This is a genomic window from Pseudarthrobacter sp. MDT1-22 (genome assembly GCF_054511035.1).
This window is the reverse complement of record NZ_JBTNDK010000025.1, coordinates 13,561-25,821: the sequence shown is the minus strand read 5'-3', so window position 1 is coordinate 25,821 and position 12,261 is coordinate 13,561. Positions and strand designations below refer to the sequence as shown.

9 protein-coding genes and 1 tRNA gene are annotated in these 12,261 nt (G+C 66.3%); 7 read left to right on the top strand and 3 right to left on the bottom strand.

The genetic code is table 11. From position 1 onward, the window contains the following. Positions 1-49 precede the first annotated feature (49 nt). Positions 50-1,210, top strand: a complete 1,161-nt coding sequence (locus ACX80M_RS16980) for a globin domain-containing protein (RefSeq protein ID WP_252599747.1) — start codon at positions 50-52, stop codon at positions 1,208-1,210. Between the two features lie 150 nt (positions 1,211-1,360). Here the strand turns inward: ACX80M_RS16980 and ACX80M_RS16975 are convergent, their stop codons facing one another. Beyond that, a complete protein-coding gene (locus ACX80M_RS16975) occupies positions 1,361-3,187 on the bottom strand; it encodes a phosphoenolpyruvate carboxykinase (GTP) (protein ID WP_459310024.1) in 1,827 nt (608 codons plus the stop codon). 276 nt (positions 3,188-3,463) lie between these two features. Here ACX80M_RS16975 and ACX80M_RS16970 point away from each other — a divergent pair. The 5 genes from ACX80M_RS16970 to ACX80M_RS16950 all read left to right on the top strand — a co-directional run bounded on the left by ACX80M_RS16970 (position 3,464) and on the right by ACX80M_RS16950 (position 8,917). Continuing rightward, positions 3,464-3,537: transfer RNA gene (locus ACX80M_RS16970), tRNA-Arg, on the top strand. A gap of 281 nt (positions 3,538-3,818) precedes the next feature. Further along, the gene (locus ACX80M_RS16965; protein ID WP_459310023.1) at positions 3,819-5,324 is read left to right on the top strand and encodes a dihydrolipoyl dehydrogenase family protein; all 1,506 of its coding nucleotides are present in this window, start codon (positions 3,819-3,821) and stop codon (positions 5,322-5,324) included. 124 nt (positions 5,325-5,448) lie between these two features. Further along, positions 5,449-6,156, top strand: coding sequence for a sugar ABC transporter ATP-binding protein (locus tag ACX80M_RS16960; protein WP_252599752.1), 708 nt, complete (start codon positions 5,449-5,451; stop codon positions 6,154-6,156). Further along, complete coding sequence (locus tag ACX80M_RS16955; RefSeq protein ID WP_252599753.1) at positions 6,153-8,189, top strand: YhgE/Pip family protein; 2,037 nt, start codon at positions 6,153-6,155, stop codon at positions 8,187-8,189. Before ACX80M_RS16960 ends, ACX80M_RS16955 begins: the two co-directional genes overlap by 4 nt. Before the next feature lie 113 nt (positions 8,190-8,302). After that, a complete protein-coding gene (locus tag ACX80M_RS16950; RefSeq protein ID WP_252599830.1) occupies positions 8,303-8,917 on the top strand; it encodes a TetR/AcrR family transcriptional regulator in 615 nt (204 codons plus the stop codon). A gap of 544 nt (positions 8,918-9,461) precedes the next feature. Here ACX80M_RS16950 and ACX80M_RS16945 read toward each other — a convergent pair. Further along, positions 9,462-10,490 carry an EamA family transporter gene (locus ACX80M_RS16945; protein ID WP_252599754.1) on the bottom strand — a complete coding sequence of 343 codons (1,029 nt, stop codon included), beginning with the start codon at positions 10,488-10,490 and terminating at the stop codon, positions 9,462-9,464. A gap of 72 nt (positions 10,491-10,562) precedes the next feature. Between ACX80M_RS16945 and ACX80M_RS16940 the strand changes: the two genes are divergently transcribed. Next, on the top strand, positions 10,563-11,543 hold the full coding sequence (locus ACX80M_RS16940) for a LysR family transcriptional regulator (RefSeq protein WP_252599756.1): 981 nt from the start codon (positions 10,563-10,565) through the stop codon (positions 11,541-11,543). Here ACX80M_RS16940 and ACX80M_RS16935 read toward each other — a convergent pair. Beyond that, complete coding sequence (locus tag ACX80M_RS16935) at positions 11,521-12,048, bottom strand: SixA phosphatase family protein (RefSeq protein ID WP_056342603.1); 528 nt, start codon at positions 12,046-12,048, stop codon at positions 11,521-11,523. The two genes, ACX80M_RS16940 and ACX80M_RS16935, sit on opposite strands and share 23 nt — an antisense overlap. Between the last annotated feature and the right edge of the window lie 213 nt (positions 12,049-12,261).

Genomic DNA, 12,261 nt, shown 5'->3' with positions numbered 1-12,261 from the left:
TATTCATATTGACCGGACGAAAACCCGGTCCCCTATCGCAGGAGTACACATGCTCTCGGACAAATCCCGCCCCGTCATTGAAGCCACCCTGCCGCTCGTCGGTTCCCGGATCGGCGCCATCACTCCCAAGTTCTATGCACGGCTGTTCGCCGCCCACCCGGAACTGTTGGATGGCCTGTTCAGCCGCTCCAACCAGCGCTCGGGCAACCAACAGCAGGCGCTGGCCGGAAGCATCGCCGCTTTCGCCACGCACCTGGTCAACAACCCCGGCACCCTCCCCGAAACCGTGCTTTCCCGCATCGCCCACCGGCACGCGTCGCTCGGCATCACTGAGCCCCAGTACCAGGTGGTCTACGAGCACCTCTTCGCCGCCATCGCCGAGGACCTCGCCGAGGTCATCACGCCTGAAATCGCCGAGGCCTGGACCGAGGTCTACTGGCTGATGGCCGATGCCCTGATCAAGATCGAAAAGGGCCTCTACGCCATCCAGGCGAACGACAAAATGTGGACCCCGTGGCGGGTCGCCTCCAAGACTTTTGCGGGCACCGGCGCCATGACCTTCACCCTTGAACCCGCGGACGACACCCCCATCACCCGCGCGCTGCCCGGCCAGTACGTGAGCGTCAAGGTGCAACTCCCGGACGGGCTGCGCCAGGTCCGGCAGTACTCACTCTCCGATGACGCCGGCACCGGCCGCACCTTCACCACCAAGCTGGACGACGACGGCGAGGTGTCCCCGGTGCTGCACCGCGGCGTCGGAGTCGGTGACATCCTGGAACTCTCCAACCCCTACGGCGAGATCACCCTCAAGGACGGCGACGGTCCGGTGGTCCTGGCATCGGCCGGCATCGGCTGCACGCCGACGGCGTCGATCCTCCGGTCACTCGCCGAGTCGGGCTCCGACCGGCAGGTGCTGGTGCTGCATGCGGAAAGCACACTGGACAGCTGGGCGCTGCGCGGTCAGATGACGGACGACGTCGAACGCCTAGCGGGTGCCGACCTCCAGCTGTGGCTTGAAGAGCCACGCCCCGGGGCCAACGAGGGGTTTATGTCACTGCGTGAAGTCGACCTGCCGGCCAACGCGTCGTTGTACCTCTGCGGACCGCTGCCGTTTATGAAGCACATCCGCAACGAGGCCATCAACGCCGGCATCCCGGCCACGAGGATCCACTACGAGGTCTTCGGACCGGACATCTGGCTGGCTTCCTAACCCCGCTCATAGGAGTTTTTGTCCAGATATCGCGTCCAAGCGGGGCATTTGGCGGGATTATCTGGACAAAAACTCATGGAGACGGACGACGGCGGCCCCGCACCTTTCTTGCAAAAGGTGCGGGGCCGCCGTTGTACTTTGCAGTGGGGATCAGCCCAGGCGGGCCTTCAGGCCGGCAAACTCGGACTGCAGCGCCTCGGGGAGGGAATCGCCGAAGTTGGCGTACCATTCCTCGATGGACGCGAGCTCGGTGGCCCACTCGGCCGGGTCAACGCGGACAGCTTCCTCGACCTGGGCCGGCGTCATGTCCAGGCCCTTGAGGTCGATGGATTCGGCGGTGGGAACAAAGCCGATCGGCGTCTCGACGGCGTCTGCCTTGCCTTCCAGGCGTTCGATGGCCCACTTGAGGACGCGGGCGTTGTCGCCGAAGCCGGGCCAGGCGAAGCCACCCTCGGCCGTGCGGCGGAACCAGTTGACCAGGAAGATCTTGGGCAGGCGCTCCGGGTTGCCCTTGGCGGACAGGTTCACCCAGTGGTTGAGGTAGTCGCCGGCGTCGTAGCCCATGAACGGCAGCATGGCCATGGGGTCGCGGCGGACCACGCCCACCGCACCGGCTGCCGCGGCAGTGGTCTCGGAGGACAGCGTGGAACCCATGAAGATGCCGTTTGACCAGCTGCGCGCCTCGGTCACCAGGGGGATGGTGGTCTTGCGGCGGCCGCCGAACAGGATCGCGGAAAGCTCCACGCCGTCGGGGTTGTTGTACTCCTCGGCCAGCATGTCGATCTGGTCGATCGGCGTGCAGAAGCGCGAGTTCGGGTGGGCTGCGGGCTTGTCCGAATCCGAGGTCCAGGAGTTGCCCTGCCAGTCGGTCAGGTGAGCGGGCACTTCCTCAGTCATGCCCTCCCACCACACGCCGCCGTCGTCGGTCAGTGCCACGTTGGTGAAGATGCTGTTGCCCTTGGCGATGGCGCGCATCGCGTTGGGGTTGGTGCCCCAGCCGGTGCCCGGAGCCACGCCGAAGAGGCCTGCCTCGGGGTTGACGGCGCGGAGCTCGCCTTCCTTGCCGAAACGCATCCAGGTGATGTCGTCACCGAGCGTCTCCACCTTCCAGCCTTCGATGGTGGGATCGAGCAGCGCGAGGTTGGTCTTGCCGCAGGCGGACGGGAAGGCAGCCGAGACGTAGTAGGTCTTCTGCTCGGGCGAGGTCAGCTTCAGGATGAGCATGTGCTCGGCCAGCCAGCCTTCGTCGCGGGCCATCACAGAGGCGATACGGAGGGCGTAGCATTTCTTGCCGAGCAGCGCGTTTCCGCCATAGCCGGAGCCGAAGGACCAGATGGAGCGCTCCTCCGGGAAGTGAACGATCCACTTGTCCGTGTTGCACGGCCATGGCACGTCCGCCTGGCCTGCTTCGAGCGGCGCACCCAGGGAGTGCAGGGCCGGCACGAAGAATGCGTTGGTCTCAGTGATGCGGTTCAGCACGTCGGTGCCGATGCGGGCCATGATGCGCATCGAGGCAACAACGTAGGCGCTGTCGGTGATCTCCACGCCGAACTTGGGATCCTCAGCGTCGAGGTGTCCCATCACGAACGGGATGACGTACATGGTGCGTCCGCGCATGGAGCCGGCAAAGAGCCCACGCAGCTTTTCCTTCATCGCAGCCGGGGCCATCCAGTTATTGGTGAAGCCGGCGTCGTGCTTCTTCTCGGAGCAGATGAAGGTCTGTTCTTCCACACGGGCTACGTCCGCGGGATCAGAGAATGCAGCGAAAGAGTTGGGGAAGAGCTCCTGGTTCAGGCGCGTCAGCGTTCCTGCTGCGACGAGTTCATCGGTAAGACGCGTGTTTTCCTGTTCGGAGCCGTCAACCCAGTGGATCCGGTCGGGCTGCGTGAGTCCAGCAACCTCTTCGACCCATGCCAGCAGGCCAGCATGCGTGGTGGGTGCTTTCTCAAGCAGCGGCAGTCGTGCGAGATCGCCCATTGCGGTTCCCTTCCTCGGGGTCATCGGTGTGGACTAAATGCTATTGGCCGCCCAAGGGCGCGATGGGAGGTCAGCGGTGCACGTTCGTGATCGTTGGAGCCGAAAACCGCGCAAATTCAAGGAAAACCACGCCCAAACGACTGTATTTAAGTGACGAAGGTCTCCTAGACCGGTCTAGTCAGCTAGATTACATGCCTCTCGATTTGGTACTCCGGGCAACCCTCGCGTAAAGTAATTCGAGGTTCGGGGAGCAAGAAACTCCGCGAAACACAAAATGCGCCCATAGCTCAGCTGGATAGAGCGTCTGTCTACGGAACAGAAGGCCGGGGGTTCGAATCCCTCTGGGCGCACAGAGAAAGGCCTGTATCGGTTCGCCGATACAGGCCTTTTGTCGTTAAGCGCAGCGCCGCTTTCCTGCCACCGGCCTCAGCTTCAGGAACAGCCCGGCCACCCGCGCCTTGCCAGCTTCCCAGCGGAAATGCGTCACTTTTGGTAGCAAACCCCCGCGCTGCCCCTGGATTCGCGCGGGCGAGCCCGCCCTAACACGGTCAAAAGTTACGCAGTTCTGCAGTCACCGGAATGACGACGACGGCGCTCCCCGCCTCCCGCGAGGCGGGCGTAGGCTGGACGAATGACGCCTGAAACGCTGCAACGTGAATTCGATGTCATTGTGATCGGTGCTGGTGCCGTGGGGGAAAACGTCGCCGACCGGGTGGTCCAGGGCGGCCTGACGGCTGTCCTTGTTGAAGCCGAACTGGTGGGCGGCGAATGCTCGTATTGGGCCTGCATGCCGTCCAAAGCCCTGCTCCGCCCCGGCACCGCCCTGCACGGCGCACAGACGGTACCCGGCGCGGCGGAAGCCGTCACCCTGACACTGGATGCAGCGGCAGTCCTGAAGCGCCGGGACTATTTCACCGCAAACTGGCAGGACGACAGCCAGGTGAAGTGGCTGGAAGATACCGGGATTGAGCTGATCCGTGGCCACGGCTGGATCACCGCGCCGCGCACCGTTGAAGTAGCCGGGCTGGACGGCAACACTTACGAGCTCAAGGCGCGTCACGCCGTCGTACTCGCCACCGGCTCTACGCCAACCACACCTCCCATCGACGGGCTGGCGGACCTGCAGGTCTGGGGCACACGCGAAGCCACCTCGGCCAAGGAGGTACCGGAGCGCCTGGCTGTAATCGGCGGGGGCGTCGCGGGCAGCGAGCTGGCGCAGGCATTCGCACGCCTGGGCTCGGACGTGACGCTGGTGGCCAGGAGCGGCCTGCTGGGCACGTTCCCCGCAGAGGCCAGCAAACTTGTGGTCGCGGGGCTGCGCGCGGACGGCGTGGCGGTCCGCCTCAACACGTCCACCGAAAGTGTCCGGGAAAACGACGACGGCACGTTCACCCTGACACTTCAGGACCAGACGCCGGACGGCCGCACCACCGTCATTGCGGACAAAGTCCTCGTTTCAACAGGCCGGCATCCCGCCCTCGAAGGCCTCGGCCTGGAAAGCCTGGGCTTCGAGGCGCAGGACGTGCAGCCACTGAAACTCACCACCGACTCCACTGGACTAGTCCAGGGCGTCCCGGACGTCCCGGGTACCCCGGGCGAGAACGGCGTGGAAGGCGAGAACCCCTGGCTTTACGCTGTTGGCGACGTCGCCGGCAGAAATTTCTTCACGCACCAGGGCAAGTACGAGGCCCGGGCTACCGGCGACGCCATCGCGGCCCGAGCCAAGGGCGAGCTCAGCGGCGTCCCCGCGGCCTGGAGCCGGTACGCCCAGACCGCCAACCAGCATGCCGTCCCGAACGTGGTGTTCACCGATCCCGAACTGGCGGCCGTCGGGCGCACAGTGGAGCAGGCAAAGCAGGACGGTTACAACGTGTCGTCCGTGGAGCTGCCAATCCAAGTGTCGGGTTCGTCCCTGCATTCGGAACACTACGAAGGCTGGGCGCAACTGGTGGTGGACGAGGACCGGCGGGTCCTGCTCGGCGCCACCTTCGCGGGCCCGGACGTGGGCGAACTGCTGCACGCGGCCACCATCGCAGTGGTGGGCGAGGTCCCGCTGGAGCGGCTGTGGCATGCGGTGCCATCGTTTCCCACGGTCAGCGAGGTGTGGCTGCGGCTCCTGGAGAAGTACGGCTTGTAGGAGAGGCCGCAAGTGTCCGCTCGCGCTGGCCTACTTCACCCGCGCCTCCTCCACACTCACTATTTGAACTGACCAGTCAGTTCAGTTAGGCTGAAGGTGGACATACACCGTCGAAAGGCCATTTTTGCTCTCCGTACAGCAGCTCCTTGTGAAGGGCCGGCGCGACGATTTGCTTCCGCCCACCTCTCTGCGGGTCGGCCGGGGTGAGCTCCTCCTCGTCACCGCCGAACGCCAGGACCAGCGGACAGCCCTTGCCCTGACCATCAGCGGGCGCATGAAACCCACTGGCGGCCGGATGTCCTGGGACGCCAACGAACGCACCAAATCCCTCCGCCTCGCGAGCGCCCTGGTGGATTCCCCCAACGTGAATGAGCCCGAGCAGCACCTCAGTGTCCGGGACCTTGTCACCGAGGACCTCGCCCTGATTCCCCGCCGCTACCGCGGCGCGCTGCTGAGCAAGCCCTGGCTCAAAGTCAACAGTTTCGAGGACATCGCGGACCTGTGGACGGAGCAGCTGGCGCCGGACCGGCGCATTGAACTGCTGACGGCCCTGGCCCTCGCCAACCCGCACACGGACCTCCTGGTGGTGGACTCCCCCGACAGGCACGGTGCCCACGCTGCGGACTGGCTCCCGCGGCTTGAGGAGCTGGCGTACGACGCCGGCCGGCCGCTCGCCGTCGTCGTCACCGTTACTGCCCTCCCGGCAGGGTGGACGGGACCGGCCACGGTGATCGGTAACGCCGTCCCGGACGTGGACGAAGCCCCCGATGCGCCGACTCTCACAGACGAAGAAACCGAATCCCTCTTACTCGAAACCGAGGATGCCAAGTGACCGTGCTGCGGCTGGCCCGTTCCGAACTCAAGCGGATGACCGGCGGGTTGCTGCCGAAGCTGACCATCCTGGCCCTGATCATGGTGCCGCTCCTGTACGGGGCCGTGTACCTGTACGCCAACTGGAATCCCTACGGGAACCTGAACCAGATCGAGGCCGCCCTGGTGGTGGAAGACACCGGCGCCACGTCCAGCGACGGCACCGAGCTCCAGGCGGGCAAGAAGGTGGCGGACGGCCTGGTGGAGGGGAACGTCTTCAACTGGCAGGCGGTCCCCTCGGCGGCCGAGGCCGACGCAGGGGTCAGCAGCGGCAAGTACGCGTTTGCACTGAAAATCCCGGCAGAATTCTCCACAAACCTGGTCTCGCCCGGCAGCTTCGATTCGGCCAGCCAGGCGATGCTGAACGTCACCACCAACGATGCCAACAACTACCTGCTGAGCACCATCGTGGACAAGCTGACCACCGCGGTGCACACAACGGTGGCCAAGGAAGTGGGTGAAGAGACGGCGAACCAGCTGCTCACCGGGTTCGGCACCATCCACGCCCAGATGCTCAAGGCCGCAGACGGCGCCGGGCAGCTGACGGACGGCATGGCCAACCTCCGCGACGGGACGGTCACCCTGCATACGGGCACCAGCGAGCTCAGCGCAGGAGCCGGTGAGCTGTACAACGGGCAGCTGAAATTGCGGGACGGGGCCAATCAGCTGACCGACGGCGCCGGGCAGCTCAGCAGCGGGCTCTCCGTCCTGAAGGACAGCACCGCCACGCTGCCCACCGACACCCGGACGCTGGCCAACGGCGCGGCCCAGGTTGCCGCGGGGAACGCCCAGCTCAATACCAAGGTCCAGGACGTCGTCACGCAGCTTGATGCCGCGGACCAAGGACTCCGGACGCGCGTGATCGAATCGAATGCCCGCCTGGTCGCCTCCGAAGTGATCACCCAGGTGCAGGCAGACAAAATCCTGGCCGACTTCGATACGGTGGCAGCCTCCAGCCCCGTAGCCGCGGCGAAAACCCGGATCCAGGCCGACGCCACCCAGATCCAGCAGCTCGCGGACGGCTCCGAAGCCGTGAGCGTCGGCGCAGCCCAGCTGGCCACGGCCACCCCTGCGCTGAAGGACGCCATTATTCAGGCTTCCGGTGGCGCTGACCAGCTCCACACCGGGGCGGCCACGCTGGCCACCGGCGAGCAGACTGCGCTCGACGGCGCCGGACGCCTCGCGGAAGGGGCGCAAACGCTCGACGCCGGTGCGGGGCAGCTGGAAGCCGGGGCCGGCACTGCCGCTGACGGCTCACGGACGCTGACCGACGAAATTTCCAAGGGAGCCGGGCAGGTGCCCAACCCGGACGATTCGCAGAAGAGTAGCCTCTCAGAGGTGATTGCCGATCCCGTTGCGGTCAGCAATGTCTCCCAGGCAAAGGCGGACTCCTACGGCGCGGGGCTGGCACCGTTCTTCCTGACGCTCGCCTTGTGGATCGGCATCTTCATGCTGGTCCAGGCGATGCGGCCCATCACCCAGCGGGCCCTGGCGTCGAACGCCCCGGCCTGGAAAATCGCCGTCGGCGGCTGGCTTCCGTTCCTTGCCGTTTCGGTGGTGCAGGCTAGCCTGCTGACCCTCGTGGTGAACCTGGCGTTGGGCCTCAACCCCGCGCATCCGGTGCTGATGTGGCTGTTTATGCTGGCCGCGGCCATGGCCTTCAGCGCCATCATCCAAGGCATCGTGGCGCTGCTGGGGTCACCCGGCAAGCTGGTGGTGCTGATCCTGCTGGTGCTACAGCTGGTGTCCTCGGGCGGCACGTTCCCCTGGCAGACCACCCCGCAGCCTCTCCATGTTGTCCACGAAATCCTGCCCATGGGCTACGTGGTCACGGGCATGCGGCACCTCATCTACGGCGCGGACCTGTCCGGGATCGTGCCCACTGTCCTGGGGCTGCTCGGCTACACGTTGCTGGGCGCGGCGATGTCCACGTTTGCTGTCCGGAAGCATAAGTATTGGACACTCAAAACGCTCAAACCGGAGATCGCGGTATGAGCCCGCCCGCGCCGGGATCTGGGGTGCACGATCCTGGCGTGCCTGAGCCTGGGGTGCACGAGCCTGGCGTGCATGATCCTGGCGTGCATGATCCCGTGGGGCACGATCCCGCCATGCACGGTCCCGCCGAGAAGAAACTCCGCCCGGCCCGGACCAATGCCACCCGGCAGAAGCTCTTCGACGCGTCCATGGAGCTGATCGGCCAGCGTGGCGCAGCGGGTGTCACTGTGGACGAGATCGCCGCGGCGGCGGGCGTCTCCAAGGGCACTGTCTACTACAACTTCGGCAGCAAGTCGGACCTGATCGCGCAGCTGCTGCGGCACGGCGTGGAAATCCTGAAGGCACGCCTGCTTAGCGAGGCCGGGCAGCCCGGGGCCGATCCACTGGTGGCCATGGAGGCAATGATCGGCCAGGCCATGGATTTTATGGACGATTACCCGTCCTTCGCCCGTTTGTGGGTGAGCGAAAACTGGCGGACTCCCAGCGAATGGCGGGACACGTTCGCGGTGCTCCGGTCTGAACTCCTGGCGGTCATCGGCGCTGCCATAGAGAACGTGGCTGCCGTCTATCCGGTGGACGAATCGATCTCGCGGGGCAGCCTCGAAACGGCGATCTTTGGCGCCTGCTTTGTGGTGGGGCTTGACCGGCAGACCTACAACCCGGAACGCACCCGTGACCAAAGCGTTGCAGCAATCATGGCCATCATGCGCGGCTATGTCGTGAAGTAGCAGGGATGATTGGACACATGCGCCACATGGGTAACAGCGGGAAGTTCGCCGTGATCGCGGCCGTCGCCGCCTTGGGCATGCTGGTGCTCACCGCCATCACCTTGGAAGAGGCCGTGATGGTCACGTTCCTGGGCCTGGTGGCGCTGGCCTATGTTGCGGCCGTGGCGGAGGTCCTGGCCCGCGGGCGCCACTTTGTATTGGTTGCCACGGCTGTGGGATCCAGCCTCACCATTGCCTTCTCACTGGCCTTCGTCAGCACCTGGGAGCTGGCCTTCGCCGAGCAGTCGTCGATCTTCGGCACACCGCTCCCCACCGGGGATCCGGACAACTACTTCTACTGGGGTGGGGCCTCAGCGGTGGCCACGCTAGCGGTCCTGTTCCTTGGCGCAGTCTGGCCGGCGGGCAGGCGGCTGGGGACTGCCAAACGGAGGCCCTCGCCAGCCAAGCGGCGGCCCGCTTCCGGCACTGGCCGCCCTGCTGCGCGGCGCCCGGCAACCGGAGCCACCGCGGCCCGGGGCGCGGCACCCCGGGGTGCCGCCACCGGTCAGCGCGCGTCAGGCTCCCGCGCGCCAGCCCGGATGCCAGCCTCAGCAGCCAAGCGGCCGTCGTCGTCCGCCTCCCCGGTCCGCAAGCCGGCACCCAAACCGGGCACCAAGACGGGCGCCAAACCGGCGCCCCGCCGCTGACCGCGCCGCAGAACCTGCCGGCCTCGGCCGGCGAGCACGGCAGTCGCCACCCCGCCCAGGAGGAGCAATCCGCCAGCCAGTTCCGCCGGCGTGGGCACCTCCCCCAACGCCAGCCAGGCCGCGCTCATGCCCACCACGGGCACCAGCAGGGTAAAGGGCACCACGGCCGACGACGGATAGCTGGCCAGGAGCCGGTTCCAGATCCCATACCCCACCAGAGACGCGAAAATGGCTGTGTATAGCGCACTCAGGATCGTGGCCGGCTGGAGGTCTGCCAGGGTGCCGAACACCGCGTCCGGCCCGTCCACCAGCAGCGACAGCCCGGCTAGTGGCAGCGGAACCACTGCGCCGGACCAGACCACCAGCCCCAGCCCGGAGGCGGCCTTGGCCTTCCGCGCAACGACGTTACCGGCCGCCCAGGACAGCGCGGCTCCCAGGACGATGATGAGCGGGAGCACCGGTGCCACGGCACTGCGGCCGACGGCCACTACGGCCAGCCCCGCAACGCCAAGAACGACGCCGGCCAGTTGGCTCCGGCTGGGGCGCTCGCGCAGGAACCCGGCGGCCAGGAGGATGGTGAGGAGCACCTGGGCCTGGAGGACCAGGGAGGCGAGGCCTGCCGGCATGCCCAGCGCCATGGCGAGGTAGAGGAGGCCGAACTGGCCCGCGCTCATAAAGACGCCGACGCCGATAATCGCCTTCCAGCTGACGTCAGGCTTCCTGATGAAGAAGATCCAGGGGAAGACCACCAAGAGGAACCGCATGGCCACAAACAGCAGCGGGGGAACCTCACGGCCGTTCGCATGCAGGCCGAAGTCGATGGCCACGAAGTTCAGGCCCCAGAGAACGGCGACCAAGGCAGCGAGGACGGAGTGTCGGAGATTCACGGTCCCACTCTTGCAGAACGGCAGATGAAGCACCAGCGTTGAATTCCGCGTCGAATCATGTACGTTTGCTTCATGATTGAGATTGGTTCGCTGCGGGCACTGGCGGCGATTGAACAGCACGGTTCGGTCATAGCGGCGTCGGAGGTGATGGGCTTCAGCCCGTCGGCCGTCTCCCAGCAGATCAAGAAGCTGGAGAAGCAGACCGGGTTCCCCGTCCTGGAACGCCGCGGCCGCGGGGTGCTGCTGACCGAGCGGGGGCTCACCCTGGCAGCGTACGGCCGGCGCATCCTATCGGAGCTCGAGGAACTGGAATCCACCCTGTTGGCGGATCCGGCCAAGCCCACCGGGCACCTCAGGGTTGTTTCCTTTTCCACTGCCTGCCGGGGCCTCGTGGGGCCACTGCTGGGACGGTTGGCTTCGTCCGGAGCGGACCTGGACCTCAGCGTGCTGGCCGAGGACCCGCGGGAAGCCGTGGCGCGGGTGGCCAACGGGGAGGCGGACCTGGGTGTGGTCCACAACTGGAACTCCGTCCCGCTGGTCATACCGGAGCACATGACCCTCGAATGGCTGTGCGAGGACGTTGCGGACGTCCTGGTGCACCGCGACCATCCCCTGGCAGTATGCGGCCAGGTGGAACCGGCGGACCTGGTGGACGAATGCTGGATCAGCACGCCGCACGGAGCCATCTGCAACGAGGCGCTGCTGAGGATCTTCGCCGACCTTGGCCGGGTGCCGGACATCAGGGTCTACGATCCAGACTTCGCAACCCACCTCGCACTGGTGGAGCAGGGAGCCGTGGTGGCGCTGGTCCCCCGCCTCGGCCGGCCCGCACTGCCTGCGGACGTCGTCGCCCTGCCCCTGGTCAACCCCACGCAGGTCAGGCAGGTGGGCATCGTGTACCGCCGCACCATGGCGGCCAGCCCGGGCATCCAGCACGTCGCCGGACTGCTGCGGGAGGTCGCCGGTTCCCTTGGGGTCAGCGAGTCCCATGAGGTCGGTAGGTCCCATGGGGTCACTGGATCCCGTGGCGTTAGTGGGCTCGCGGGACCTTGAACTTGGTCAGCCGGGCGTCCTGCCCGTCCAGCTCGGCCCAGGATTTTTCCGTTTCCAGCACCGTGAGGGCGCTGGTGGGGTAACGTGTGGCGGCGTCCATGTAGGCGTCGTGGTTTGAGTCCCGTGAGGCCAGGTGCATGGCGAGGTCCTGGACGCCAGGCATATGCGAGATGAGCATCAGCGTGGTGACGGTGTCAGGCACGTGGTTGACCACGGCGAGCATCCGCAGCGCAGAGGCGGCGTAGAGGCCGTCCTCAAGTTTCGGCGTCGGGGCCTTGTCCCCCAGTTCTGAGCACACCCAGGTGCAGGTCTGGCGGGTGCGGAGCGCACTGGAACACAGGATGAAGTCCGGGAGGATGCCGTGTTTGACCAGCCACTTGCCGGCAAGAGGCGCCTCGCGGTGCCCCCGTTCCTCAAGCGGGCGCTCATGATCCGCCACACCGCCGGGCCAGTCGGACTTGGCGTGCCGCATGATCACCAGGCGTTTGATGTGGTGGTCGCTCATCCCCCAAGCCTAGACCCGCAAGACCCACGGCGCCGCCCGTCACGCCCAGCACGCTGTTGGCCGCACCAACAGTCCCGGCCCGCGGAATGACGGGCCAGAGCCGCGGTCAGGACGCCAAAAGCATGCTCCCCGTGACACCCCGGCTGGGCCGCACCGCCGTCGAACCATAGCCGCGGAGGCCAACACTCGCGAGCACGGACGCACGAAAGCGGC

What these genes read in the sequence shown, in the direction of transcription:
- ACX80M_RS16980 (WP_252599747.1), top strand. Translation starts at nt 50, where the DNA reads ATGCTCTCGGACAAATCCCGCCCCGTCATTGAAGCCACCCTGCCGCTC.
- ACX80M_RS16975 (WP_459310024.1), bottom strand. Translation starts at nt 3,187, where the DNA reads ATGGGCGATCTCGCACGACTGCCGCTGCTTGAGAAAGCACCCACCACG.
- ACX80M_RS16965 (WP_459310023.1), top strand. Translation starts at nt 3,819, where the DNA reads ATGACGCCTGAAACGCTGCAACGTGAATTCGATGTCATTGTGATCGGT.
- ACX80M_RS16950 (WP_252599830.1), top strand. Translation starts at nt 8,303, where the DNA reads ATGCACGGTCCCGCCGAGAAGAAACTCCGCCCGGCCCGGACCAATGCC.
- ACX80M_RS16940 (WP_252599756.1), top strand. Translation starts at nt 10,563, where the DNA reads ATGATTGAGATTGGTTCGCTGCGGGCACTGGCGGCGATTGAACAGCAC.
- ACX80M_RS16935 (WP_056342603.1), bottom strand. Translation starts at nt 12,048, where the DNA reads ATGAGCGACCACCACATCAAACGCCTGGTGATCATGCGGCACGCCAAG.